Annotated in this window: 23 protein-coding genes; 10 read left to right on the forward strand and 13 right to left on the reverse strand. The window is 33.2% G+C overall.

Translation table 11 applies throughout. From position 1 onward, the window contains the following. On the forward strand, window positions 1-142 hold a 142-nt coding region (locus HN894_11305), incomplete at its 5' end, for a hypothetical protein (protein MBT7143913.1). A 64-nt stretch (window positions 143-206) separates the two neighbouring features. Here the strand turns inward: HN894_11305 and HN894_11310 are convergent. From HN894_11310 to HN894_11370, 13 genes are all read right to left on the reverse strand, one after another. After that, window positions 207-1,463 carry a U32 family peptidase gene (locus HN894_11310; protein MBT7143914.1) on the reverse strand — a complete coding sequence of 419 codons (1,257 nt, stop codon included), beginning with the start codon at window positions 1,461-1,463 and terminating at the stop codon, window positions 207-209. A 63-nt stretch (window positions 1,464-1,526) separates the two neighbouring features. Further along, window positions 1,527-2,507 carry a glycosyltransferase family 9 protein gene (locus HN894_11315; GenBank protein MBT7143915.1) on the reverse strand — a complete coding sequence of 327 codons (981 nt, stop codon included), beginning with the start codon at window positions 2,505-2,507 and terminating at the stop codon, window positions 1,527-1,529. Between the two features lie 110 nt (window positions 2,508-2,617). Further along, window positions 2,618-2,857 (reverse strand): ATP synthase F1 subunit epsilon, encoded by a 240-nt coding sequence (gene atpC, locus HN894_11320; GenBank protein ID MBT7143916.1) that lies wholly within the window; start codon window positions 2,855-2,857, stop codon window positions 2,618-2,620. 13 nt (window positions 2,858-2,870) lie between these two features. Beyond that, window positions 2,871-4,385: a F0F1 ATP synthase subunit beta gene (locus HN894_11325; protein MBT7143917.1), complete on the reverse strand. Its 1,515-nt coding sequence runs from the start codon at window positions 4,383-4,385 to the stop codon at window positions 2,871-2,873. 465 nt (window positions 4,386-4,850) lie between these two features. Then, window positions 4,851-5,570: a DnaJ domain-containing protein gene (locus tag HN894_11330; GenBank protein MBT7143918.1), complete on the reverse strand. Its 720-nt coding sequence runs from the start codon at window positions 5,568-5,570 to the stop codon at window positions 4,851-4,853. A 4-nt stretch (window positions 5,571-5,574) separates the two neighbouring features. Beyond that, window positions 5,575-6,168 (reverse strand): dephospho-CoA kinase, encoded by a 594-nt coding sequence (locus HN894_11335; protein ID MBT7143919.1) that lies wholly within the window; start codon window positions 6,166-6,168, stop codon window positions 5,575-5,577. Further along, the gene (locus HN894_11340) at window positions 6,168-7,214 is read right to left on the reverse strand and encodes a YbbR-like domain-containing protein (GenBank protein MBT7143920.1); all 1,047 of its coding nucleotides are present in this window, start codon (window positions 7,212-7,214) and stop codon (window positions 6,168-6,170) included. Before HN894_11340 ends, HN894_11335 begins: the two co-directional genes overlap by 1 nt. Before the next feature lie 234 nt (window positions 7,215-7,448). Then, entirely contained in the window at window positions 7,449-7,772 is a 324-nt protein-coding gene (gene yajC / locus HN894_11345) for a preprotein translocase subunit YajC (protein MBT7143921.1), read from the reverse strand. A 76-nt stretch (window positions 7,773-7,848) separates the two neighbouring features. Continuing rightward, window positions 7,849-8,334, reverse strand: a complete 486-nt coding sequence (locus HN894_11350; protein MBT7143922.1) for a DUF1573 domain-containing protein — start codon at window positions 8,332-8,334, stop codon at window positions 7,849-7,851. 80 nt (window positions 8,335-8,414) lie between these two features. Continuing rightward, the gene (locus HN894_11355) at window positions 8,415-8,789 is read right to left on the reverse strand and encodes a hypothetical protein (GenBank protein MBT7143923.1); all 375 of its coding nucleotides are present in this window, start codon (window positions 8,787-8,789) and stop codon (window positions 8,415-8,417) included. 92 nt (window positions 8,790-8,881) lie between these two features. After that, window positions 8,882-9,283, reverse strand: a complete 402-nt coding sequence (locus HN894_11360; protein MBT7143924.1) for a GntR family transcriptional regulator — start codon at window positions 9,281-9,283, stop codon at window positions 8,882-8,884. Between the two features lie 2 nt (window positions 9,284-9,285). After that, entirely contained in the window at window positions 9,286-10,086 is an 801-nt protein-coding gene (locus HN894_11365; protein ID MBT7143925.1) for a hypothetical protein, read from the reverse strand. A gap of 3 nt (window positions 10,087-10,089) precedes the next feature. Continuing rightward, window positions 10,090-10,929, reverse strand: coding sequence for an ABC transporter ATP-binding protein (locus HN894_11370; protein ID MBT7143926.1), 840 nt, complete (start codon window positions 10,927-10,929; stop codon window positions 10,090-10,092). Window positions 10,930-11,520: 591 nt separating this feature from the next. Between HN894_11370 and HN894_11375 the strand changes: the two genes are divergently transcribed. The 9 genes from HN894_11375 to HN894_11415 form a co-directional block, all read left to right on the forward strand. Continuing rightward, window positions 11,521-13,086 carry a hypothetical protein gene (locus HN894_11375; protein ID MBT7143927.1) on the forward strand — a complete coding sequence of 522 codons (1,566 nt, stop codon included), beginning with the start codon at window positions 11,521-11,523 and terminating at the stop codon, window positions 13,084-13,086. A gap of 35 nt (window positions 13,087-13,121) precedes the next feature. Next, on the forward strand, window positions 13,122-13,970 hold the full coding sequence (locus tag HN894_11380) for a hypothetical protein (protein ID MBT7143928.1): 849 nt from the start codon (window positions 13,122-13,124) through the stop codon (window positions 13,968-13,970). Window positions 13,971-14,058: 88 nt separating this feature from the next. Continuing rightward, entirely contained in the window at window positions 14,059-14,637 is a 579-nt protein-coding gene (locus HN894_11385) for a hypothetical protein (GenBank protein ID MBT7143929.1), read from the forward strand. Window positions 14,638-14,871: 234 nt separating this feature from the next. Beyond that, a complete protein-coding gene (locus HN894_11390) occupies window positions 14,872-15,315 on the forward strand; it encodes a hypothetical protein (GenBank protein MBT7143930.1) in 444 nt (147 codons plus the stop codon). Window positions 15,316-15,439: 124 nt separating this feature from the next. Then, a complete protein-coding gene (gene lpdA, locus HN894_11395) occupies window positions 15,440-16,831 on the forward strand; it encodes a dihydrolipoyl dehydrogenase (protein MBT7143931.1) in 1,392 nt (463 codons plus the stop codon). Window positions 16,832-16,899: 68 nt separating this feature from the next. Beyond that, the gene (locus tag HN894_11400) at window positions 16,900-18,294 is read left to right on the forward strand and encodes a C1 family peptidase (protein ID MBT7143932.1); all 1,395 of its coding nucleotides are present in this window, start codon (window positions 16,900-16,902) and stop codon (window positions 18,292-18,294) included. Between the two features lie 59 nt (window positions 18,295-18,353). Next, window positions 18,354-19,712, forward strand: a complete 1,359-nt coding sequence (locus HN894_11405; GenBank protein ID MBT7143933.1) for a sodium:solute symporter family protein — start codon at window positions 18,354-18,356, stop codon at window positions 19,710-19,712. Window positions 19,713-19,807: 95 nt separating this feature from the next. Further along, window positions 19,808-21,250: a sodium:solute symporter gene (locus HN894_11410; protein ID MBT7143934.1), complete on the forward strand. Its 1,443-nt coding sequence runs from the start codon at window positions 19,808-19,810 to the stop codon at window positions 21,248-21,250. 142 nt (window positions 21,251-21,392) lie between these two features. Beyond that, window positions 21,393-26,974 (forward strand): Ig-like domain-containing protein (locus HN894_11415; protein ID MBT7143935.1); only part of this gene is annotated, 5,582 nt, incomplete at its 3' end.

A 26,974-nucleotide genomic window follows, 5' to 3' on the forward strand; every position in this document is an offset into this window, starting at 1 on the left:
CTATACACCTGACCATGGTTGGAATGGAAAAATCAACAATTCGGAAATAGGACCTTCAGGCTCATATCCTTGGGTACTTATTTATAAAGATAAAAATGGAGGTAACCATAAAAAAACCGGAAGTGTATTTCTTCTGAATTAGGATATAAGAAAATTAAATAAAAAGAGCCGGTAAATATGAAATTTGCTGGCTCTTTTAGTTTTAATTAAAGTATTTTCTTTGCTTCAATCAACTTATAAAGTTTATCAGAACGGCGAACAATTTCATCAAGCTGAATAGAAAAACTCTCTCCCTTTTTTGCAATTTCAACAGGCTTTTCATCTACCCTGATTTCTTTAATTGTAGTTTCTATCACACCCGTGGTTGGCCCAATTATTAGAACTTCATCGCCAATTTGTAAACTTCCTGCTTCGAGAAGGAACTCAGCGACTTTAATATTAGAAAAATAATTTGTCCCTTTTGCAAGATACATTTTTTTCTTTGTAGCACGCGATCCGTAGAGCTTGCTCCATTCACCCATTTTTCGCCCAAGATAATAGCCATCCCAAAAACCACGATTAAAAACTGAGGACAATTTCTCTTCCCAATTTTTAATTTTTTCTTTTGATAAAGTAGCATCGAAATATGATTCTATAGCTTCACGATAACATTCTACTACTTTTTTTACATACTCCGGCGGTCGTGCTCTGCCTTCAATCTTCAAAACTGTAACACCGGCATCTAAAATTCTGTCGATGAAACTAATAGTTGACAAATCTTTTGGAGACATAATATATTCATTATCAACTTCTAATTCGTAGCCCGACTCTTTTTCGCTGACTAAATAAGCTTTTCGGCAAGTTTGCAAACAATTGCCTCTATTTGCGGAATAGTTTTGCTCATGCAGGCTCAGATAGCATTTGCCGGAAACGGCCATACATAAAGCCCCGTGTATGAATATTTCAATTTCTATTAGTTTGCCTGAAGGTCCTTTTATTTGTTCATTTTGTATTGCTTCAGTAATTTCCAAAACCTGAGAAAGATTCAACTCTCTCGCTAAAACCATAACATCGGCAAACATAGAATAGAACTTTACAGTCTCTATATTACTGATATTCAGTTGTGTTGAAATATGAACTTCAACAGCTTTCGAAAAAGCATAATGAATAACCGATTGGTCTGAAGCAATAATTGCCGAAACGTCGCATTCCTTGGCAGCATCAACAATTTTTTTCATCAAACTTATTTCTTTGTCATAAATAATTGTATTGACTGTCAAATAGGATTTCAAATTATTCTCTCGGCAAATTTTTACAATAGTTTTTAAATCCTCAATAGTGAAATTATTCGAGGATTTGGCTCGCATATTTAATTGTTCTATTCCAAAATAAACGGAATTTGCTCCTGCCTGAATAGCTGCACTCAAAGACTCAAATGAGCCTACAGGTGCCATAATTTCTATGTCTTTGATTTTTGGTTTCATATTTTGGGTGTTGGCCTTTAGCTATTGGCTGTTGGTTATTGACTTTTAGCTAAAGGCTAAAAGCTAATAGTTGCCAGCCGTTAATTCAACAATTCTATCTACGTCAATTTCATTCATACATTTAAAATGTTTTTTCGGACAACGAGAAAAGCCAATTTTAGAACAGGGGCGACATTTCAAATTTTCTACTTCAATTATTTCTGATTTATCGTCAGGAAAATAGGGATACATGCCAAATTTTGGAATGGTATTTCCCCAAACAGAAATTATGGTTTTCCGAAAAGCCGCTGCAATATGCATAATTCCTGTGTCGTGAGTTATAACCAATTTTGCTTGCTGAACAATTGATGCTGACTGGTTTATATTGAATTCGTTGCAGCCATTGTAAACTATTTTCCCGCTTTCGGCCAAAATAATTTCAGCAGTATCAAATTCTGAAGGGCCACCAAGAAGAATTATGGGTTTGCCAATTTTCTTAATGATTTCAATTATTTTTTCAGTGGGCAGGCGTTTTGTCGAATGATTTGCTCCAATTGCAAAGGCTATATAATTTTTTTGAAATTCATTGGGTAAGGAGCTTAAATTTACATTGTCTTTTTCTGGGATAAAATAATCTAATCCTTTGTTATCATTTTTTATGTCAAATACTTTCAGCGACTCAATATAGCGATCAACAATATGTGTTTCAGCAAGTTTATCGATTTTGAAATTTACTATTAGCCACTTTTCAAAATTTAACTTGTCGAATGAAAATGCAATTGTTTTTAATGTATTTTTTACAGAATACGAGCGGATATTTTTATGTAAATCAATGATATAATCATAATGCTTGAATTTCATCGACTTTAGCTGCTCTGTCAGGTTTTTTTCGAGACAAACTATTTCATCGATGTAGGGATTTGCAGCTAAAACATCTTTGAATTGAGGCTTTACAAAATAATGAATTTCAGCTCCTTCAACCTGATTTTTTATTGCTCTGACTACAGGTGTTGTCAAAACTATATCGCCAATTGAGCTAAACCTTATTATTAGAAATTTCACCATTTTTTTAGCGTTCGATATTTGCATTTTACAAAAATAGCCCCCAGAAATCTGAGGGCTAATTTTTTATTATCTTTCAGAAAATTGAAGTTTATCTGAAAATTTATATTATTTTATTTTTCAGCCAAAATAATTACATTGTCCTGTTTAGATTCAATTACTCCTCCATTAATATTAAAAAATAGTTCCTCGCCATTTGGAATTACTACTTTAATTTCGCTTTTTTCGAGAGTAGATACAATTGGAGCGTGTTTCGGTAGTATTTCGAATGAGCCTTTGCTTCCGGGCACTTTTATTAATTTAACAGAGCCTTTAAATATTTTTTTGTCCGGAGTTATTATCTCTAAATTCATAATACGATCTTATTTAGTCATTTTTTGCATCAGCTAACATTTTTTCGCCCTTTTCGATAGCATCTTCAATGGTGCCAACCAGGTTGAAGGCAGCCTCGGGATATTTATCAACTTCACCGTCCATTATCATGTTAAAACCTTTGATAGTGTCATTAATATCGACGAGCAAGCCTTTGAGCCCTGTGAAAGCTTCTGCAACATGAAATGGTTGTGATAGAAATCGCTGAACTCTTCTGGCACGATGAACAATAAGTTTGTCTTCTTCCGACAATTCTTCAATTCCCAGAATTGCAATAATATCCTGTAATTCGTTATATCGTTGTAAAATTTCTTTTACTCTCTGCGCTGTATTATAATGTTCCTCGCCAACAATCAATGGATCTAATATTCTTGAAGTAGAATCTAATGGATCAACTGCCGGATAAATTCCAAGTTCCGAAATTTTACGGTTCAAAACTGTAGTAGCATCAAGGTGAGCAAATGTTGTAGCAGGGGCAGGATCAGTCAAATCGTCGGCAGGTACATAAATTGCCTGAACCGAAGTAATTGAACCTTTTTTTGTTGAAGTAATTCTCTCTTCCATAGCTCCCATTTCCGATGCAAGTGTAGGCTGGTATCCTACCGCAGAAGGCATTCTTCCGAGAAGTGCAGAAACCTCCGAACCGGCTTGAGTAAATCGGAAAATATTATCGACAAAAAACAAAATATCTCGTCCTCCGGATTTTTCGTCTCCGTCTCTAAAATGTTCAGCGACTGTCAGTCCTGAAAGAGCTACTCTTGCACGTGCTCCGGGAGGTTCGTTCATTTGCCCGAAAACTAATGTTGCTTGCGATTTTGCTAATTCTTCTTTATCAACTTTCGACAAATCCCAGCCGCCGGCTTCCATATCTTTCAAAAATTCTTCGCCATATTTTATAACTCCTGATTCTATCATTTCACGAAGCAAATCGTTACCTTCACGTGTACGTTCACCAACTCCGGCAAATACTGAAAGCCCTTCGTACGCTTTTGCAATATTGTTGATAAGTTCCATTATCAAAACAGTTTTACCAACTCCGGCTCCACCAAAAAGTCCAATTTTTCCGCCTTTAGAATATGGCTCTAATAAATCGATAACTTTTATTCCTGTGAATAAAACCTCTTTTTCGGTAGATAGTTCTTCGAAACTTGGTGCTGGCCTGTGAATTTCGGAGCCTCCTTCTTTGCTGATAGGCTCCATTCCATCAATAGTATCACCAATTACATTCAGCAATCTTCCTTTAATTTTATCACCTATTGGCATTTTAATTGCTCCGCCGGTTGCCACAACCTCCATTCCGCGATACAATCCATCTGTAGAGTCCATTGCTACTGCTCTTACAGTATTTTCGCCTATATGCTGCTGACATTCAACAATTAGTTTTTGTCCGTCTTCTCTTGTAATTTCAAGCGAGTCGTAAATGTTAGGAAGTTCTGTTCCTTCTGTTTCAAAACTAACATCTAATACAGGTCCGATAACCTGAACAATTTTACCAATATTTTTCGACATAATTTTTTCTCTAAATCCATCAATAATTTGAACTGCCGCAAAAGTAGTATTTTATATCTTAAATACCATAAACCTAAATAGTATCTCTAAGAAAACTGTTCAAAATTATAAATATCTCTTTTTGCGATATTTCTAATTTTTTCATTTGTCTAATACAAAAGCATTTACTGCATGAAAGAAAATAGAAATCTCATCAAAAATTAACTATTTTATAAAAATTGCCTGTTTTCTTAGAGCCACTAAATAATTTTGCATCATCTTTTTAGTACTTATTTCTGTTGTTAGTGTTTTTTGCCAGAGAGTAGTTTACTTTTAGAAATTGCTACAATTTCATGGAATATAGTCTTAATTAATAAAGATTTTCGCAAAATAAATTGTCATTAATACCTTGAATCTTGTATTAACTACTCTATTTCAATTGAAGGATTTAGTTATTTCAATCTTGAAACAATTGAGGCAAACAATTTATACTATCCCTCTTTCCTTCTTAATTTTTTCGTAGGCTTCGTTAAGTTTTTGGAATTTCTCTTTCGCTGCATTTTGAACTTCAATTCCAAGATGGCTTACCTTGTCGGGATGGTATTTAACTGCCATTTTTCTATAGGCTTTTTTTACTTCAGAATCGCTAGCAGATTTGTCAACATCAAGAATTTTATAGGCTGTATCTGTATCATCAACAAACATCGATTTTATTGATTTATAATCGTTCAGGTCTATGCCAATTGATAATGCAATATGTTCGATAATAGACACTTCGGTTGGATGAACCAAATCGTCTGCTTTCGAAATTCCGAACAAAAAGTGTAACAATTGTAGGCGAGAGTGATAATCGAGATGCTGGGAAATTTGCCTACAAACATCATCAACTTGAATTTGTTGCTGAAGAATTCCTCTAAGCATTTGAACAGCTTCCGTAGCTTTTTCTTCACCAAAAGATCTGACAAAATATTCTTTTACATAATTAAGCTCCGATTTTAGAACTTTTTTGTCGGCTTTCATAACTGCCGCCACCAAAACCAACAAACTCACAACAAAATCGCCTGTTGTGGTTTCACCTTTTCTAAATATAGAATTTTCGCTTTTTGCTTCAAATACAGAACCTACCGCAAAAGCTAAAATTCCGCCTATTGGCCCAAAAAATGCCCAGCCCAATCCGCCTGCAATCCATTTTCCAAATTTCCCCATCTTATTATTTTATAGTTTTCAATATTTTGTCGATACTTAGAATTTGCGGAACCAGCAGATTTTTTTCGTCGTTCACTATCACAAAATCAGACTTTTCTATTCTCTCTTCTTCCGAAATTTGATTTTTTATTCTGTCAATAACGAGCTGTCTTTCAGTATTGTCTCTTTCAATAACTCTTTTAATCCTTATTTCGAGTGGTGCCGATACTGTTATTATTTTATCAAGTTCTTTGTAAGCTCCACTTTCAAATAGAATTGCTGCTTCCTTAATTATGTATTTTTTGTTATTATGTTTCTTCGCAACTTCATCGAAATTTAATTTTACTATAGGATGAATAATTGAATTAACTGTTTGCAAGTTTTTCTGATTATTGAAAATATTTTTCGCAAATTCTGTTTTATTAATTTCTCCTAAATCGTTATAGATTTCTATTCCAAATTTTGAAATCAATTCAAGCTTAACTTGTTCGTTATTATTTATAATTTGCTTTGCAGCTAAATCGGCTTGAAAAACAACAATACCTAATTGTTTGAATATTTCACAAACAATAGATTTTCCGCTTCCAATTCCGCCTGTTATTCCAACTTTTAAGCTCATTAATCTGTGTTTGTAATTTTTGATTTCTTTATTGTTGGCCCGAAATTCTTATTCCTTTCGATTATAAATTCAAGTTGTCTGGGATAAAATTTTATTACCTTAATAAATTGAGGAATTTCTTTTAAAAAAACATTCAAAAATTTGGTTTCTCCCGGATCGATTGAGTTGTAATCTGCTATAATTTCAAATTGATCAGGCCTTACATTTTCGTAATCGCTCAATCCTACGAGATAGGAAATTGTTATCTTGTTCGGAAAAGTTTTCATACTTAAACTATCCGGAATATTTTCAATTGCTACAGGAATTGAAATGTTTTCTTCTGTGTATTTCTCAACATTTTGCGTAGCCAAAATACGTTTATGACTGTATTTTATATTTTTTATTTTTTCGATTTGAATATTTTTTTCATAATTTTTACTAAGCTGCTCTACTTTGTAAAATTTTGTTTGGACATATTCAATTGTATCAATAATATTTTCGGGACCAGAAATCTCAATGCTGTCAGGCTCTAATAAAAGTCTGCCTTTTTGCATAAATTGTTTTTCGTAGGCAAAGTTTATATTTGCTTTCACTACAACATTTTTTTTCACTTTATGCGAAAACTTAAAAAACAGAGTATCTTGCAAAATATCAATGAGTTCTATTTCGGAACTTAATTGATCGCCAAAGTCTTTTAGAATTGGTTTAGTTGTAATAAAATAAGTTTCATTGTCTGACGCAGAGTTACGTAGCGAAAATGAATTTACATCGAAAACAATTGGCATCAATGTAGTGTTAATTTTGTAGCTCAGCAAAGTAAAACCAAATGAAGATATTCGAAAATCGAGGTATTTTGGTAGCTTGCTAATTAGAATTTTGTCTTTCGGGAAGTTGGTATATCTTACGGGATACGAAATAGTTGTTGTGTATTCTTTGCTTAGGGCATTCAAAAACCATAAAAAAGTTGCTATCACAATAAAAATAAAAAAAACACCAAATTTTTTATGGTATTTTTTCTTCAATTTGCTGAAATATCTGCTAATTTGTTCTATAAAATTCAATTTCAAAATTAATATTTAAATAGTTCAAAATTACTATAAAATATTTATTCTATTAGAAAATTGCTGTATGTGCTTTTTTTGATGCTATTCTATCAATCATAATAGTTGTTGATAGAATAGCAATTTTGCAAATGAATAAAAAATCAATAAGCGTAAAATCATCAGAACCCAAAATAAGGGTTTATAGAGAAATCATTTCAAATGTTGTTATGAAATGATTTTATAAAAGTTCTGATAGATTTATTTTTGTTGGGCAATATCTGCCGGGCTACTAAAAACAGAGTTTTTGTCAACTTTTAGTCTTACTTTTTCATCTACCTCGATGGTCATTGTAGTTTCTTTTATATCAGCAATTTTGCCATAAATTCCACCGGTAGTAACAACTGTATCACCCTTTTTCATTTCTTCACGAGCTTTTCGCAAATCTTTTTGCTTTTTCATTTGTGGACGAATCATAAAAAAGTAGAAAACAACAAAGATTAATCCTAAAAATATAAAGGTACTATATCCTCCTTGTTCGCCTTCTGCTCCACCTTGTCCCAACATTAAAATTATGTTTAGCATGTAATTTTCCATTTAAATTTAGTTTGTGAAATTAATATTCTAATAAAATAAATTGATTTTACTTATGTAATTGCTGCTATTTTGGCACATAAATATCGGCCAATATTGCAAGCTTAATTCTGTTTGGTTGAGTATTTGCCAAAACAGAGATTGTTTTGTTTTGCCTGCCTCTTCGTTTACCGCTGTCAAAAACTACTTCAATTGTTCCTTTTCCTCCGGGAGGGATCGGTTTTTTATTGAATTTTGGAACAGTACAGCCACAAGTTGCTTTTGCCGAACTAATAACAAGGTCGGAACCACCGATATTTGTAAAATTAAAGGTGTAAGAAACTTTTTCGCCTTGTATGATTAGTCCAAAATCATGCTCTTCGTTTTCGAACTTAAATTTTGGCAAAATATCTTTAACACTATCGCCTGAAGCTGAGATAGGATTATTAATAACTTCCGTAGAAATTTTTGGAACTGAACTATCTGTATTGTCCTTAGTGCTTTCAGAATTGCAAGATATTGAACTTACAATCAGTACAATAAGTAGTCCTTTTATTATATTGTTTTTTAGCATTTGTCAAAAAATTAAGTCTGCAAATAAACAATAAATTTAATTTTCCAGCAAGCTAAAAATTACGAAGTTGAATTCAGGAATTACATTTCAGTATCCATTGTCCCTATACTAAAAGGAATATCTGTACTGTCGGAATATGTTCTGAAAAAGCCAAAATTATTCAAATTGAGAGGGATATTTGATGCTTCGGTGCTACCCGAAAATCCATCATTGCAATCAACTTTTAATGCCAATTTTGTAATTATGTCGTTAGTATGAAACTCCGATTCAGAAAAATCAATATCTATATTTTTTTTCTCCTTCATTTCTTGAGAGATGCTTATTAATTCAGTTTTTGTAGTTTTTGCTGTAATGATCAAAAACACTTTATCGTCATTTATGGAATAATCGGTTGTTGAATTTGTACAACTATACAAAAAGCTTATACCAAAAAGTAGTAATATCCATTTTTTCATCTTAAAAGTTTTAACCAATTAATATTCTTATAAAAATAAAAAATGCAAATTCTAAAGTTGCAAATGCAATTAACATTCCCCAAAGTATCTTGTTACTTATTTTCTTCATTGTTAGTATTTTTAAAGTTTATCATTTTTTCTTTCCATTCTACAAAAAGTTGTTCTATTTCTTTCATTTCAAAGTTTAACAACATCATATTTTTGAATATCTCAGGCAATTCATTTTCAACAAATTTTTTCTTCATTGTTTCAAGTAAAATCTCTTTTGCCAAAGCCGACACAAAATAACCAATTCCTCGTTTATTGTAAATAATTCCACTGTCTTGCAAATATGTGTAGCTCCGACTGACGGTGTTTGGATTTACTTCAAGTTTTACTGCCAACTGTCTGATTGACGGGACTTTCTCGTCCGATTTCCATTTCTCGCTAAGAATATTGCTGCTGAAATAGTCAGCAATTTGCATATAAATTGCTTGTTTTTCGCGAAATTCCATTTTTAAACCTCCCTTTCTTTAAGTTTGAAAAATGCAGCAATATATATTGCACTTGGAATAAGAATTGTAAAAATAAGCTCTACTGTTTTTGACAAATTTTTTACAAAATCTATTGAGAAATAGTTTTCGAAGAAATGTGATCTGAAATTATTATCGAAATTGTGCCCAAATTCGTTGAAAGTTCCAAAAAATATTATTATTAATAAAAATGTAAAAAATGTAAAAGCTACATTTATCAGAAATCCGGTTAATAAGGTTTTGGCGATTGGATATTTTTTGAATGCCGTGGCTCCAAGAAAAAACACAGAATGAACCATTAAATATCCTTTGGAAAACTCAAATAGTCGTTCATTATTTATCAAATCGAAAATGTTGAATAGCTCTATCGATAAACCAAAAAGGCCCGACCAAACAATATTCACAAATGCAGCGAATACTTCGTAGCTAAGAAAACTTACAATCAACCATCCGAGAGATGTTGCAATGGCAGGAATAATGAATTTTTCGAAAGTTGAAGCAGGAACCATTATTTGAGTTAATGATTTTTCGGGAGTATTCATATCATAGTAAGACCTGCCTGCCAGAAAAATTGTTCCGGCAAATAGCATGAATACGAAAGATGCTGTGTGGAAATTGTCGAAATAAAATTCCTGACCGGGCGAAATACTATATGCCATAAAAAATGTTATTATAAATATTAGGCTGAAAAATCCACCGATACTTATTAGAAATATTTTTTTACTTAAATTAAATTTAAGTTTTGAAAAAAGCATAGCTCGATTAATATCAAATATTTGATTCATAGTCTAATTTTTTAAGAAGTTAGTAATTTGGTTTTTATCCGATAGAACAGCATTAAACAAAATCTCAAAATCGATGGGCGACTCTTCCTGACTATTTCTTTCTGTAACAAGGTATTGCCCTCCAAAAATTGGTTCGCTGTACAAAATGTTTTCGGAAATTTGATTTTCGTTCTCGGTTTTTATAAAGCTCAATTTGTTGGAAATGTTATTGATATTGTGATTAAAAATGATTTTTCCATTTTCGATAATTAGCACAGGATCAATAAGATTTTCCAAATCTCGCACCTGATGTGTCGAAATTAAGAAAATACGCTCATCGTTTATTGCTGAGGCTATTGCTTTCCGAAACTTACTTTTCGATGGAATATCAAGTCCATTTGTTGGCTCATCCATCAGAATTATTGAACACATACTAGAAATAGCAAAAGCGATGATGAATTTTTTCTTTTGCCCGTATGACAAATTGTTCAGTTTTTTGTTTCTATCTATCTCAAACTCTGCAATCAAATCGTTGAATAATTTGTGGTCGAATTTTTTGTAAAATTTACTAAAATTGTCAACATAGGTATCAATCTTAAAATCGGGCAAATAGAATTCTTCCGGAATCATATAAATATCGGATAATAACTGAGGTTGCCGATTCGCAACATCGAAATTGCCATTTTTTACCGCCCCTTCTTGTGCGTAAAGTAGTCCGCACATTATTTTAAGCAGGCTTGTTTTGCCGGCACCATTTTTCCCGAGCAATCCATAGATGTTTCCTTTTTGTAAACCTAAATCTAAGTTGTTGAACAACTTTCCGTGCTTGTCATAAGAAAATGACAAATTTTTAATTTCTAACATAATTTATCGTATTAGTGTACTACATAAATAGAACACTGCAAATGTATGCACATTTTTTATATTTCCAAATGAAAATGAAAAAAAATTAATTCTTTTTAGGCACATTAATTCTGCTTGATTTGTAATTGCCAGATTTTGTTTTGTTTAGACCTATTTTTTGAAAATTGAATATGCTGATTTTATTAAAAAAAAGAAAGAATTTATTGCTTGAATTCATAAAAATTGCAATTGTTTTTTCAAATTTGGATTTTAACCATGCTTTTTATAGAAGTTTTTGTGATTTTTCAATTTTGGCTGAAATTTTATTTAGGAATGAAACCGAACATTTTTCCAAAAAAATCAAATATATTTCCAAAAAAATTTATTAATAATATGATAATCAAATGTATAAGCTTATAATATTCAAATAAATATTGAAAATATTTATTTGAATTGAACAATTAGCAGTTTTCATCGTAAGTATGAAAAAGAAAAATATTTTGACAAAACATCAGGTATAGGCAATAGGAATATCAATAAAATCAACAAATACTGAAAAATAGTCGCTAATGTTAATATTTCCTCAAATATTACATGTTAAATTTTGAAATTATGAAAAAGACAATATTTCTCCTTTATTTAGTATCGGTTTCAGTTTTGCTTGTTGGACAAAATTGTGGACCTATCCAACAAATTTCTATCTCATCACAAACCATTGGAAATATGGGTGCATATTTTGATGGCACAAATGTAAGTATAAGCTCTACAATTGGTAATATTGTTACGGAAACTTTTAGCAACGAAAATGGCACACTCACACAAGGATTTCAGCAAAGTATTGCACTTTATCCAGATATTGAAATAATTCCTATCTCGTGTTTCGGAGCTTCTGACGGATATGCCGATATTTCAATAATAGGAGGGATTCCTCCATACACTTTCCAATGGTGGAATAGTGATACTTCAAATTTTCAGAATAATTTAAGCAATGGAGAATATTATATTACAATTTTCGATGCTGACGGAAACTCAACAGTTCAGAGTATTTCCATGATTGAACCTCAGGAAATTGATGTAGTTTTAACTGGAACCGATGTTGGTACGGTAATCGGAATTATGGGATCAATTGATATTTCAGTAAGTGGCGGAAGCGGTACATATTTTTACAATTGGAGCAATAGTTTAACCACAGATAATCTAATAAACTTAAGTTCAGGTTTATATACTATTACAATTACTGATGCTAATGGTTGTACGGCAGTTGATAGTATTTTCATAGACGATTTGAGTGTACCAACAACTCCCAATTGGCAATATTCAGTTACTTCTGCAAATCATACTATTTTGATATTAGGTACTATTGATATCACCATAAATTCAATTCAAATTGAAGGAGGAGATTATGTAGGTGTATTTTACGATTCTTCGGGCACTTTAAAATGTGGAGGATATAGTGAATATCAAAACATTGGAAATAGCACAATCAGTGCCTGGGAAAATGATGGCACAACATCTGGAAAAGATGGATTTTACGCAAATGAACAATTTGTATGGAAAATCTGGGATGCCTCAGAAAATACAGAATTTATTGCTGAGGCAACATATATGCAAGTTGGATTTTCGCATTTCGGAAATTTTGCTACAAACGGTTTGAGCGGTTTGGCTAATCTTACAGCAAATGTTTACGATTCACAATTCATTACTTTTCCGGAGAGTTGGAGTATTTTTTCAACATATATTATTCCTTCAAATCCAAATATTGACGATGTAATGCAAAATATTATATCGGATGTAATTATCGTAAAAAATGATATTGGTCAAACATATTGGCCGCAATACAGTGTAAATTTAATTGGCGATTTATATATTGGAGAAGGCTATCAAATAAATATGAACATTTCAAATACATTAGAAATTGTTGGCAGTGCAGTAGTTCCGGAGAATACAACAATTATTTTAGATCAGGGCTGGAGCATAATTGCATACCTTAGAAATAATCCGGCTGCGATAGTTACTATGCTCGACAGCATTTCTAATTCAATAATTATAGTAAAAAATGGATTAGGAAATGTTTATTGGCCTCAATATGGCGTAAATTTGATTAATACTATGTATCCTGGCGAAGGCTACCAAATAAATCTCACAAATTCGGTACCGCTCACTTATCCTGCAAATTAGTAATCTTATTATAAATAATTTTAAAATTTAAGAAAATGAAAAAAGCAATATTCAGTTTAGCATTAGCACTGTTTTTTATAATCCCTGTATTTGCCCAATTAAACGATGCCATAAACTATCAGGCAGTTGTAAGAGACAGCAGTGGGAATATTTATCAGTGTGGAATAGTAAATTTCAAAATCAGCCTCTTGCGAGGAAGTGAAAACGGACCAATTGTTTATGAAGAAGAACATTTGGGCGATTCCACAAATAACTATGGATTGATAAATCTGAATGTTGGAGAAGGAATTCCTACAACGAATTCGACAGGAAATAGCTATATATATAATACAATCGACTGGGGAAATCAAAAACATTTTTTAAAAATAGAAATTGACATTTATGGAACCGGCTACGAATGGATGGGAACTTCGGAACTGGCAAGTGTCCCATATTCATTGCATTCAATAAAAGCAAAAGAACTTGATAAACCTTTCGATGCAGGCATTGAACAATATTTAATGCAAACTCCGATAGAGTCAACCCTTGCCAGTGACACAATAGTTATCATTACTGATATTGATTATAAACCAAAAAAAATTGTAATATTTATGCAATGCATAGGAGTCAGTGGTTCAGTAATTGGAGAATCAGATTGCGATTGGTTTGACAGAGATCAAGATGGTTTAGGATACTCAAGATTGACATATTACGATTCACTATCAAACAAAAACACAGAATTAATCGAAAATACTCGAAAAGTTGGAATGATTTTCGGGGATGTGCAAAATTTTCAATATTGGGAAGTTGAAACCTACGAAGGGTATATAAAACTATTTCCCGGCGAGTCTCAAGGACTGCCGCCTTTTGTTACTAATGTAAAGCTAATTTGGGAAGTAAAATAATTATTTTATCAAACTAAATAATTTGTTGTACATTAGCGGTCTGCCAATTGGCAAAAATTTCAATTTGAAAAACTTCAATTCTATTAAAATGAAAAAAGGATTACTAATTACAGCAAGTGCTTTTATTCTGATTTTTGCATTTTTTTCATGCAGTTTTAATACAAACAAAGAACAGAGCAGTAGTAAAAACAGCAATAATAAAAATGAGACAACTTTATTGGCAAGTACTATTATACCTGACAACAATTTTGAAGTCCCAGACAAAAGCATAGATTTAAGAGCAAACGATACGATTGTTATAATTACTGATATAGATTATAAGCCTAAAAAAATCGTCATTTTCATGACATTTTACGATGATCGTGATACAAATATTGGACAATCAACTTGTATTTGGTTAGAAGGCGATTCTGCCACAACCCAAATGTCAAGTCTTGATTTCTCTTCTACAAGTACGAAGTCGAAAGCATGGATAAAAAAGCTATTACGAAACACAACCAAGGTTGGTTTGTATTATCAGGATAAAAATAATATGCAGTTTTGGAATGTTGAAACTGTAGCCCAAAAAGGTGATTCTCATTATAAAAAGGTAATAATTACTCAAGGCGAAAGGAAAGGTAATCCTTTAATCCCTGCAAGAATAGAATATAATTTTCATGTAGAGTAGTTCTTATATTTCAGATATTTATTTCTAAACTTAATAAAATTAGCGGAAAATATTGGCTCTTGAATAGTCATATTTTCCGCTTTGTTTTCTTAGAGGCACTATTTAGGAGAATTTTCAAATATTTATAGTTCATTTTCAAATATAAAAAAATTATACCTTTGAAAATTGAATTTATTGAAAATGAATAAAGAGTTTTAAATGGGAATTTTAGAATTAACAAATCAATCTAATATAATGAAAACTATAAATTTAAGTAAAAAGATTTTTACTATCATCCTTTTTTCGCTAATAATTTTTAGTTGTAAAAAAGACGAAGACCAAGGACCTCCACCACCAATTTACATAATTGAAAGTGACACAAGCGGAACCCTTGGCGAATTGATTGTTCATGTCTATTACAGTCATGGATTGTTTAATCCGACAGTTTCGGTAGCTCCGTCATACACACAAGTGAATTTGTATCCATCGATAGAAGCTTATGCTATGTTGTTGCCAATGTATCAGACATATACTTATTTGTCTGACGAAGTATATTTTGGTTTTTTGAGTCCGGGCACCTATGTAGTTGAGGCACTAAATGATATCAATGGTAGCGAATATTATGGTTCGGCTACCGCAGTTATTATTGGTGGCATTTTGTTTCAACAAACAATCACGATGGAAAAAGTTCAAATCTAATATTTTGGACAATAGAGTAAAGGGGGCTTCTAAAAATAGTGAATTTCAAGGCGTAAGAAATTTGCATTTATAGAAGTCCCCTAAATATAAATTATTGTAATAACACAGATACAGTTTTCGAAAAATGAATTTTGATTTAATAGTAATAGGAAGTGGTCCGGGAGGATATGTTGCAGCAATAAGAGCATCGCAACTTGGAATGAATGTAGCCGTTGTAGAACGTGCTGAGCTTGGCGGAATTTGCCTAAATTGGGGTTGTATTCCTACAAAAGCTTTGCTGAAAAGTGCACAGGTTTATAAAAATATTATTGATGCACAAAACTACGGTATTGAGATAAATGGCGATATTTCTCCAAATTTCTCCAAAATAGTTGAAAGAAGTCGTTTGGTGGCTGAGGGGATGAGCAAAGGAATTCAATTTCTTTTCAAAAAAAACAAGATTGAACATCTAAAAGGAATTGGCAAAATTGTTGAAAAAGGACTTGTAGAAGTAACAAATAGTGAAGGAAACAAAACAAATTTTTCGGCAAAAAACATAATTCTTGCCACAGGAGCGCGTTCGCGTCAGCTTCCAAATTTGCAGCAAAATGGGAAAAGCATAATTGGTTATCGCGAAGCACTCTGTTTGCCAAAACTTCCAAAATCGTTGATTGTAGTGGGTTCAGGAGCTATAGGTAGCGAATTTGCGTTTTTCTATTCGAGTCTCGGCACTAAAGTAACTTTAGTTGAATTTCTGCCAAATATTGTGCCTTTCGAAGACGAAGAAGTTTCTAAAAACTTGGGAAGGTCTTTCAAGAAATCAAAAATTAAAGTTATGACAAAATCAACTGTTCAGTCGGTCGAAATTGTTGATGACATTTGCAAAGTTTCTATCGAAACGAAAAAAGGCATTGAGATTCACGAAGCAGAAATTGTTCTTTCGGCAGTTGGGATTAGCCCAAATATCGAAAATATTGGGATTGAAGAATTAGATATCAAACTTGAAAATTCAAAAATTAAGGTGGACGATTTTTACCAGACAAATGTTGAAGGAATTTACGCAATTGGCGATATTGTTCATGGTCAGGCATTGGCACATGTTGCTTCTGCGGAAGGAATAACTTGCGTTGAAAAAATTGCAGGATTAGATGTTGAGCCTATCGATTATTATAATATTCCGGCTTGTACTTATACCTCTCCGGAAGTGGCTTCTGTGGGGCTTACCGAAAAAATGGCTATCGAAAAAGGATATGAAACAAAAATTGGAAAATTCCCATTCACAGCCTCAGGAAAGGCAAACGCAATAGGTAGCCGAGACGGATTTGTAAAACTTATTTTCGATGCAAAAACCAACCAGCTTCTCGGTGGGCACATGATTGGTGCAAATGTTACAGAAATGATATCGGGGCTTATGCTTGCGAAAAAAATGAAAATGACTGCCCACGAAATTATAAAATCGGTTCATCCTCATCCAACTTTGTCGGAAGCAATTATGGAAGCAGCGGCTGCTGCTTACGATGAAGTTATTCATTTGTAAAAACTAAGTAATTATTTTACTCTTCCATTATTAAATAATATCAATAGAAATATTCAATTATGAAAATTATGAAAAAAACATTTTATTTAACAATTTCATTTCTGTTTGTTTTTTCTGTTTTGTTTTCACAAAATGGGAATATCTCTAACAATGAGCTTCAGAAAATAAAAAACACCTTCAAGAAAGATGCAAACACAATTGCAATAACTAATGCTTTGACCTCGAACGATATTAGTAAACTCGTTTTAAATCGTGATAATGTCGGAAAAACCGACCATTTTTTCAAATATAAAGTCGATGTAAAAGGCATAACCAACCAAAAAAGCTCCGGTAGATGCTGGATGTTTACAGGTCTGAATGTGCTTCGTCCGAAATTGATGAAAAAATACAATCTCGAAACTTTTGAGTTTTCCACCAACTACCTGTATTTCTACGACCAGTTGGAAAAAGCGAACCTTTTCCTCGAAACTGTGATTGCCACCGGACAAAAACCAATGACCGACAAAAAAGTCGAATGGCTTTTTAAAAGCCCAATTAATGACGGAGGAGTATGGAATTCATTAACAAATCTTGTTGAAAAATATGGTCTGATTCCGAAACAAGCAATGTCTGAAACATACAGCAGCGAAAATACAAGAATGATGGTGAAGCTGATTAAAAGAAAACTTAGAGAAGATGGTCTGGAGCTTCGGGCTTTAGCAGAAAAAAAAGCAAATGCTAAGACAATTCATGCTAGAAAAATTGAAATGCTCGCAGAAATTTACAGAATGCTCGCACTAAATCTTGGAGAACCACCAAGCGAGTTTTCGTGGCGATATACTGATATAGATAGGAAAATCAGCGAGTTGAAAAAATATACTCCACAAAGTTTTTTCAAAGAAACTTTGCCAAATGTAGATTTCAACAATTATGTAATGTTGATGAATGATCCAAGCAAAGAATATTATAAACTCTACGAAATTGAGCTCGACAGAAATGTTTTGGAAGGAAAAAACTGGCTATTTTTAAATTTACCATCAAATGAAATAAAAACATTTGCAAAAAATTCGATTAAAAACAACGAAGCCATGTATGCTTCCTGCGATGTAGGGAAACAATTGAACCGTGTGGAAGGCTTGTTACTTACCGATAATTACGATTATGAATCGCTTTACGGAATTGAATTTGAAATGAACAAAAAAGAGAGAATCATCTCCTTCGAAAGTGGTTCTACTCATGGAATGGCTTTGGTAGCAGTTGATGTAGATGAAAACGACAATCCAACAAAATGGCAATTTGAGAATAGTTGGGGAGAAAATGCAGGGCACTTAGGCTACCTCACTTTTTCCGACAAATGGTTCGATGAATATATGTTTCGAATTGTAGTTCTGAAAAAATTCATTGACGAGAAAACTCTAAAACTATTAGATCAAAAACCAATTTTACTCCCACCATGGGATCCTATGTTTTCTTCCGATGAGTAAAAATATAATTGAAAATTATATAAAATATAAGAAATGTCTAATTCTTAAAAACCATTGAAATGGGTACACTTAGCACTAGCAATATTTTCCTACTAATATCATATGCAGTAGTGTGCATAGCAATTGGAATTTGGAGTACTTTTAAGCAAAAAGACAACGATTTCCTTATTGCCGGAAGAAAACTGACAACATTTGGATTTGTGGCTTCGGTGGTTGCCGGATACATTGGTGGGAATTCTCTGGTAGCATACACTGCTTTTGTATATCAATATGGTTTATCGGCAATTTCATTATTTGTTGGGACATCCATCGGATTTTTGCTATTTATCTATTACGCATTAAGAATCAGAAGAATAGGAAAAGAAAAAAAGTTCCTTACACTTTCAGATTGGTTTTACGAAAAATTCGACAAACGCTCTGGTTTTGTTTCCTCTATAATGATATTGTTGGTTTACTTTGGATTTTTGATGAACCAATTTATTGCCGGAAGTTCAATACTTTCAAGCATAAGTGGTTGGTCATATGAATTTGCACTCTTTATTTCTGGCGCTGTGATAGTTATTTATTTGAGCCTTGGAGGATTTAATAGCGTAATCAGAACCGATATTTTTCAATATCTTGTTTTGCTTGTTTTATTAATCATGGTAGGATTTGTAATGTTCGGCGAAAAACGCTCGCATGTTGTAGATTTGTTCGATAGTTCCCACCTGCAAATTTCAAAAATTGCAGCATTTATGATTTATGGAATTTCATATGTATTTTTTTCGGCAGAATACTGGCAAAAAACTTATGCTGCAAAAGACGATATAGTAATAAAAAAAGGCTTGAGAGGTTCGGCAATTTTGATAGTAATTTCCGGATTAGCACTTTCCTTAATAGGTCTTTATGCCTGGGCATATATTCCCGGATTGGAAGCGAAAGATGCGGCAGCATCGGGACTATCGGCGCTTTTGCCTCAATCGTTAACCGGACTTGGTTTGATGTTGGTTTTTGCTGCAATAATGAGCTCAGCCGATACAATGGTTTTTGTTCTTTCAACAAGTGTAGCAAAAGATTATGTCGCCAGATTTAAAACGCAAAAAACCGATGAACATCAGTTAAAAAAAATAACACGTATTTTTATTGTCATTTTTTCAATATTAAGTGTCGGCGGAGCTTTCTTTTTTAGAGACATTATTAGCTTAATCTTAACTGTTACCGGAATTGGATTTTCATTAATTCCATCGGTGATAGCATCGTTTCATTGGAAAATTCATAATGTGGCTGCATTTGCAAGTCTTCTAAGTGGATTTGTTTATATTTTGATTTTAATCATTACAGGAAATTTAATGTCGGAAGCAGCAGTGGCATCAGCCATTGTGTCTGCCTTAGTTTTATTAGTATTTCAATTATTCTTAAGAAAAAAAACAAAGCTTTGAGAATGGCTGTTGGCTCTTGGTTGTTGGCTAAAAGCTAAAGTCCAAAAGCCAAAGGCTAAGGGCTAAAAGCCAAAAGCAAAAATAATCAATCCATCATGACCGCAACCATACTTTTTTCAATAATAATATCATATTTCGCTGTTCTGTTAATCATTTCATTTTTTACAGGAAAAGGGGCAAACAACGAATCATTTTTTCTTGGCAACAAAAAATCGCCATGGTTTGTTGTGGCATTCGGAATGATTGGGACTTCGCTTTCGGGCGTAACTTTTATTTCAGTTCCCGGCTGGGTACAGTCAAGCCAATTTACTTATATGCAAATGGTTTTTGGATATTTTTTCGGATACCTTGTGATTGCTAATGTTCTGATGCCATTGTATTATAAACTAAATCTCACTTCAATTTACACATATTTGGAGCAAAGATTTGGATTTTGGTCATACAAAGTTGGAGCGTCATTTTTTTTACTTTCGAGAACATTCGGAGCTGCTGCTCGACTTTATCTTGTTGCATTAGTTTTACAACTAATTGTTTTCGAAGAATGGGACATCCCTTTCTGGCTTACAGTGTTTATAACGATTCTTCTGATTTGGCTTTATACTTTTCGTAGCGGAATAAAAACTATAATTTGGACAGATAGTTTGCAGACATTTTTCATGCTACTGGCAGTTGGAATAAGTATATATTTGATTTCGGAAAAAATGCAGTTTAATTTCAGTGAACTTTTTTTAAGCATTTCTGATAGCGATTTTTCCCAAATTTTTGTTTTCGACAATTGGAGAGCAAAAAACTTTTTTCCGAAACATTTTCTTGGAGGAGCATTTATTGCCATTGCCATGACAGGTTTAGACCAGGACATGATGCAAAAAAACCTAAGCTGCAAAAACATTGGTGATGCAAAGAAAAACATGTACTGGTTTAGCATAATTTTGATTTTTGTAAACCTCGTTTTTTTGGCGCTCGGAGCATTACTTTTTATTTATTCACAAGAGTTCTCAATAGAATTGCCAATTCGGTCGGACGAAATATTTCCATTTATTGCAACGAAACTGAATTTAAGCCCAATCTTGAGTATTTTTTTTACAATAGGTTTAGTTGCCGCAGCATATTCGAGTGCAGATTCGGCTCTTACTGCACTTACAACCTCCTTTACAGTTGATATTTTGGGGACACAAAAAGCATCAGAAGAAAAATTAAAAAAAACTCGAATAAAAGTTCATGTATTTTTTTCAATAGTATTAGCAATTGTAATTTTAATATTAAATTTAATTAACAATAGGAGTGTAATTGATATAATATTTATAGTTGCCGGCTATACCTATGGCCCATTGCTTGGAATCTATGCTTTTGGTTTACTCACTAAATTTCAAGTGAAAGACAAATTTGTCCCTTTGATTTCAATCTTATCTCCAGCAATTTGTTTTGTTTTGAGTGAAAATTCAGAATATATATTCTTTGGTTATAAATTTGGATTTGAATTGTTAATTCTAAATGGTTTTTTTACATTTGTAGGTTTGCTAATTATTAAAAAGAAATGATAAAATAGCGATTTTTTTGGATTAATGATTAATGATTTTGTGAGCTTAGTTTATAAATAGTTTATAACAGTTTGTCAAAAATTTATTCAAATTTGATGATTATGTTATTAATTAGTAGAAAATTTTAATGGATTAAATTATTATGAAGCATATACTTACAGCTATAGTTATAATATTCATAATATCGGTGGAAGCATTTTCGCAAGGACAATATCCTACCGATATTGGTAAAAACTATATGATTCCTGATATAGGAGTTCCCGGTTATTCTACAAAAATTGAAATTATAGCAAAATATAATGGACATATCAACAATTCCTCGAATGCACAAACTTTACTTCCTTTCGATGAAAATACATATTCTTTTGGAGCAGGAATGGATGGTTTATATCTGAATGAAATAGGTGATGATATCAGAGTTATATGCTCGAATTCTGCGGACAATAGTAAAATCACAATAGGTCCTTTGGTTGTGAGTTCCGATGGACATCTTATTACAACTCAAATATTTGTGCATCACTTTTTAAATCCAAATTCATTTATTTGGTACGAACTGAATCCTGAATTTAAAATTCCGATATCTGTTTATAAAACCAATTCGGTAATTTTTATTGATACGTTTTATGTAGTACAGCCATTTCCGGCCTACTCCTCAACAAATCCTATTATAGAGCTTGGCGATGGTGAAATAGGATTAAATGAATATGCTGGAATTAGATCTCCGAGAGGAGCCATAATTTTTGAAGATTTAAATTTATCAAATGGCATATATAAAATAAATACCTCTGATGATTGCGATCCATATAGTGCTGGAAATCAGGCATATCTTCCTGCAACAATAATAAGCCTAAAGGATATTTATATTGACAGTTTAGATATTAGTGCAGACGGAAAAGATGCAGGACCAGGTGGTGGCGGTGGCGGTGCCGGTAGTCGAAATGGAATGAGCGGAAATGGATTTAGTTCCGGTGGACATAGTTGTAGTGGACCTGGATCAGTCGGACAAACAGCAGCAGGTTCAGGAGAAAGCAGTGGGGATATATATACTAATAATACAGGAAGTCTTTTTCTGGGAGGATTTAGTTTAAACGGAATTCCTGGTGGAACAGGTATTTGCGACCAGGGCGGAGGTGGAGGAACAGGTAATCCTTTGGGCTTAAGTGGAGGCGCTGGAACAGTTGGCTTTCAAACTCCTATGTATGGAGGATATGGAGCAGGAAGTGCAGGAGGTGAAAGAGATATAGGTGGTGGTGGTGGAATTACATACGGTGGAGGAGGAGCCAGTTATGCTCAGCATGGTCAAGATGGAGAAGGAAATGTTCTTGACACAAGTTTTATTTCTAATGCAGGTTATAGATATGGGAATAGGTATGTAGTCCCATTAGCTGGAGGTTCAGGTGGTGGAGCAGGAAATGTTTGGTCTCAGCAATTTGGAGGAAATGGCGGCGGCGGCGGCGGTGCTGTAAGTGTTTATGCTTATGGCAGTACTCAAATAAATGGAATTAGAGCCAAAGGTGCAGATGGAACAAATGGAGTTTTTGCATGGTCTAGTGTTTACAATTTTAAAGGAGTTTCCGGTGGTGGAGGTGGCTCTGGCGGTGGAGTCATTATTGGCGCTAAAAATGGGAATACAGGGGCTAATATAATAAATGTAGATGGTGGAGATAAAGGATATGGAGGATTTTATAATGGCAATCAAATTAGTAATGATACTGCTAGCCATGACGGAGGGCTGGGTAGCCCGGGAAGGGTTAGAATTGATGGTACTTATACTCAAAAAATAATTTCTGATTCGGCTTCATTTGGAGTAGGCCCAACAAGTGATTCTGCTCGTTTTATTGTTAGCAACACAATTTTGCATGGAACGGGCGATGGTGGAACAATTAGAATCTATGTTAAACCGCAAAGTCAATTAAACTGGCAATTAGAATATTCGATTTATTCATATACAGATACATGGTCTTATGAATTGGATTTACAAGCATTGTCGTTTATTGACGATACTTTTTTTGTTGCCATTATGCAGGAAATCCCACCCCCATACAACTCTGAATACTGTAAAGTTCCTGAATATATATTTTCACAGTTATCAACTAATATATTTGTAACAAACCGTCCTACTATTGCTGTATCAGATACTGCCTTTGTTTTTAATCAAGCGACTTCATTTATAGATGTTCAAGCAAATGATTACGATCTTAATGGAGATCCTTTCACAACCTCAATTTTATCAGGTCCTAATTATGGTAGTGCTTCAGTAGTTGATGGAGATAGTATTCAGTTTATTCCGGACACATCTTTTGCCGGTAATGATACAATTGTTTATATAGTTTGTGATAATTCATTCCCTCAGTCCTGCGATACAGCATTTGTATATTTGTTTGTATATGCACCAAACGCAGCTCCAATTACTTCTACTTTATATTTTAACACTTTTGAAGAAGTCCCGGTATTTACAGATACCCTCGCAACTATTGAAGATGCAGAATTAGATACAATTACTATTACAATTTTAAATCCTGGCGATATTCATGGTACAATTGATCTGACAATTGATGATTTTACATATACCCCAAATGACGATTATTATGGAATTGACACCATTGTTTATCAAGCTTGCGACTCACAATTTCCTCCAGCATGCTCAATTGATACAATTTTTATAACAGTTGAAAATATAGATGATCCACCAATTATTGTTAATGAAAATGAAATTTCAATAGATGAAATCTCGGTTAGTACTGACGAAGACACGCCTATCAGTGTTTGTTTAAATGTAATAGATGTAGAATCAAATGCCCTTGATATAAACTTTGGTAGTGCAAGTAATGGAGAAATTATTTATGAACCATTGTCTGATACATGTTTCATCTATCAACCTGATTCTAACTTTTTTGGAATTGATACAGCAACAATTTATGTTTGTGAAACCGAATCATCACTTCTATGCGATTCTATTGATGTAATAATTAATGTATTAGCTGTGAACGACACAGTTTCAATTAATGATGAAAATGGTGTTCCGATCGATTATCTTTATACTTCTACGCCGGAAGATACTCCGATAATAATTTGTCTTGAAGTATCTGATGCCGAAAACGATTTAATTGATTTGAATTCAGCATATTCAATAACAAACAATGGACTGATAGATATTCTTCCAATGGGCGATACATGTATAGTCTATCAACCAAATGAAAATTTTACAGGAGTCGATACAATTGTTGCATTCGTTTGCGAAACTTCAACTACTGAACAATTGTGCGATTCAATAATAATAGTAATTGATATTACACCTGAAGACGATGCTCCACAAGTAGTAGATTCAACAGGAAATCCGATAGAAACTATTGAGCTAACTACAGATGAGGATACACCAGTAGAAATTTGCTTCGATATTAATGATCCGGACAATGATATTGTTGATGTAAGTAGTATTTTAGCAATAACTAATAATGGCACAATTGACTTATTGCCCCCAAATGATACATGTATTGTTTACAATCCAAATCCTAATTTTGCGGGTATTGATTCATTTTATGTTATTATTTGCGAACAAAATCCTCCTTATTTATGCGACTCTGTATTAGTGATTGTAGATGTTTTACCTGAAAATGATTCTATTTCAATAGTTGATGGAAATGGCGATCCGCTAGAAATTATGTATGTTACAACTCAGGAGGATGTCCCGGCACAAATATGTTTCGATGTCCTTGACCCTGATGGGGATATAATAGATGTTACTAACGGATATTCTATATTGAATAATGGACAAATTATCTATAGTCCAACTGGTGATACTTGTATAGTTTATGAACCGAATACTGATTATTTTGGTATAGATTCCCTAATAGTTTATGTTTGCGAAACTTCAACTGCCGATATGTTTTGCGATTCTATACTGGTAGTCATTAATATTACACCTCAAGAAGATTCTCCTGAAATTTTAGACGAAAATGGTATTCCATCTGATACAATAAATGTAATAGTTCAAGAAGATATTGAATCAGATATTTGTTTTGATGTTTACGAACCTGATGGCGACCCTGTTGATGTTGTTAATATTATTCCAGTTTCAGGAATTGGAACAATTAATCCCCAACCAATTGGTGATACATGTGTTTCTTACTTGTCAGGACTCAACTTTTTTGGCACTGATACTTTTATTGCAATTGTTTGCCAAACCAGTTTCCCAATGACCTGCGATTCGGTAGTAGTAATTGTTGAAGTTACACCAGAAAATGACTCAATTTATGTAGTTGACAATACAGGACAACAAATTGATATCGTTCATGCAACCACACCAGAAGAAACTGCTGTTGAAATTTGCCTTAATGCTTTTGACCCTGATAGCGGCTATGTAGATGTATTTGGAGGATTTTCTATAAATGGAAACGGAAGTATATATTTCCTTCCATTAGGTGATACTTGTTTCACATATATCCCAAACACCGATTTTTTCGGAAACGATACTCTGACTATAGAAATTTGCGAAACTCAATTCCCATTCTGGTGCAACACAGTTACGGTTGTTGTTGATGTTACACCTGTAAATGACACTGTTGTAATTGTTGAAAACGGTATTCCTGTCGAAGAGATTGGTGTATTAATCATAGAAGACACTCCTAAAGAAATTTGTATAGAAGTTGAAGAAGTTGATGGACAAAGTGTCGATGTTACAAATTGGTATTCAGTTACAAACAATGGATACGTTGATATAACACCTCTTGGAGATACTTGTTTTACTTACATTCCAAATCTTAATTTCTTGGGTACTGATTCTATTTGGATATACGTATGTGAAACAATATGTATAGACTGTTGCGATTCTGTTTTAGTGATAATAAATGTACTTCCTCAAAATGATCCTCCATTTATTATTGACAGCTTAGGTTTTCAGTTGGACACTTTATTTCTCTCTACATACATGGATTCAACAGTTGAAGCATGCGTCGAATTTTTTGATTATGAAAATAACAATGCTTATCTTAGTTCAATTCTGAATGGTCCTTCAAATGGAAGTTTCTCAATTTTGGAAGGAGATTCTTGTATTAGCTATACCCCATTTGCAGAATTTTCAGGAAATGATACAATCTGGATTGAACATTGCGACGATGGAATTCCGCCAGCATGCGATTCTACAATAGTCATAATAAACGTTATCCCTGACAATACAGCCCCAATAATTCTTCAAAATAGCCTCCCAATAGATACAATTTTTTATACTATCATGGAAGACGAATCAATTCTATTATGCCTTGATGTTTGGGATTATGAGAATGATTCTCTTGATATAACCAGTGCAATTTCTTTGGGAGGAAACTCTAATATTTATGGAATCAGTTCTGGAGACACTTGTATATCAATCTTTCCAAATTCCGATTTTTATGGCTCAGATAGTATTCTTGTAATAGTATGCGATGATGGAATTCCTTTTATGTGCGATTCTGTGTACGTATATATTAATGTTACATCTATACCTGATCCTCCAAGTTCCTCTTTAGAAATTGACGGGATAACATATCATGAAGATTCTGTCATGGGAATCACTACAAATGAAGACGAAAGTTTTAATTTTTGTTTAACCATTTTTGATCCGGAATTTGATTCATATTCCATTTCGTTTTTCCCTCCCCCAACACTTGGAATTATTGTAGCAAATTTAGTTTCTGTTGGCCTGGATTCTTGTTTTATTTATTATCCGGATTCCAATGCATTTGGACA

Source organism: Bacteroidota bacterium, assembly GCA_018692315.1.
GTDB lineage: Bacteria > Bacteroidota > Bacteroidia > Bacteroidales > JABHKC01 > JABHKC01.

What these genes read in the sequence shown, in the direction of transcription:
- HN894_11365 (MBT7143925.1), bottom strand. Translation starts at nt 10,086, where the DNA reads ATGAATCAAATATTTGATATTAATCGAGCTATGCTTTTTTCAAAACTT.
- HN894_11310 (MBT7143914.1), bottom strand. Translation starts at nt 1,463, where the DNA reads ATGAAACCAAAAATCAAAGACATAGAAATTATGGCACCTGTAGGCTCA.
- HN894_11405 (MBT7143933.1), top strand. Translation starts at nt 18,354, where the DNA reads ATGGGTACACTTAGCACTAGCAATATTTTCCTACTAATATCATATGCA.
- HN894_11335 (MBT7143919.1), bottom strand. Translation starts at nt 6,168, where the DNA reads ATGAGCTTAAAAGTTGGAATAACAGGCGGAATTGGAAGCGGAAAATCT.
- HN894_11360 (MBT7143924.1), bottom strand. Translation starts at nt 9,283, where the DNA reads ATGGAATTTCGCGAAAAACAAGCAATTTATATGCAAATTGCTGACTAT.
- yajC (MBT7143921.1), bottom strand. Translation starts at nt 7,772, where the DNA reads ATGCTAAACATAATTTTAATGTTGGGACAAGGTGGAGCAGAAGGCGAA.
- HN894_11390 (MBT7143930.1), top strand. Translation starts at nt 14,872, where the DNA reads ATGAAAACTATAAATTTAAGTAAAAAGATTTTTACTATCATCCTTTTT.
- HN894_11355 (MBT7143923.1), bottom strand. Translation starts at nt 8,789, where the DNA reads ATGAAAAAATGGATATTACTACTTTTTGGTATAAGCTTTTTGTATAGT.
- HN894_11330 (MBT7143918.1), bottom strand. Translation starts at nt 5,570, where the DNA reads ATGGGGAAATTTGGAAAATGGATTGCAGGCGGATTGGGCTGGGCATTT.
- HN894_11380 (MBT7143928.1), top strand. Translation starts at nt 13,122, where the DNA reads ATGAAAAAAGCAATATTCAGTTTAGCATTAGCACTGTTTTTTATAATC.
- atpC (MBT7143916.1), bottom strand. Translation starts at nt 2,857, where the DNA reads ATGAATTTAGAGATAATAACTCCGGACAAAAAAATATTTAAAGGCTCT.
- HN894_11325 (MBT7143917.1), bottom strand. Translation starts at nt 4,385, where the DNA reads ATGTCGAAAAATATTGGTAAAATTGTTCAGGTTATCGGACCTGTATTA.
- HN894_11410 (MBT7143934.1), top strand. Translation starts at nt 19,808, where the DNA reads ATGACCGCAACCATACTTTTTTCAATAATAATATCATATTTCGCTGTT.
- HN894_11385 (MBT7143929.1), top strand. Translation starts at nt 14,059, where the DNA reads ATGAAAAAAGGATTACTAATTACAGCAAGTGCTTTTATTCTGATTTTT.
- HN894_11370 (MBT7143926.1), bottom strand. Translation starts at nt 10,929, where the DNA reads ATGTTAGAAATTAAAAATTTGTCATTTTCTTATGACAAGCACGGAAAG.
- HN894_11375 (MBT7143927.1), top strand. Translation starts at nt 11,521, where the DNA reads ATGAAAAAGACAATATTTCTCCTTTATTTAGTATCGGTTTCAGTTTTG.
- lpdA (MBT7143931.1), top strand. Translation starts at nt 15,440, where the DNA reads ATGAATTTTGATTTAATAGTAATAGGAAGTGGTCCGGGAGGATATGTT.
- HN894_11350 (MBT7143922.1), bottom strand. Translation starts at nt 8,334, where the DNA reads ATGCTAAAAAACAATATAATAAAAGGACTACTTATTGTACTGATTGTA.
- HN894_11315 (MBT7143915.1), bottom strand. Translation starts at nt 2,507, where the DNA reads ATGGTGAAATTTCTAATAATAAGGTTTAGCTCAATTGGCGATATAGTT.
- HN894_11400 (MBT7143932.1), top strand. Translation starts at nt 16,900, where the DNA reads ATGAAAAAAACATTTTATTTAACAATTTCATTTCTGTTTGTTTTTTCT.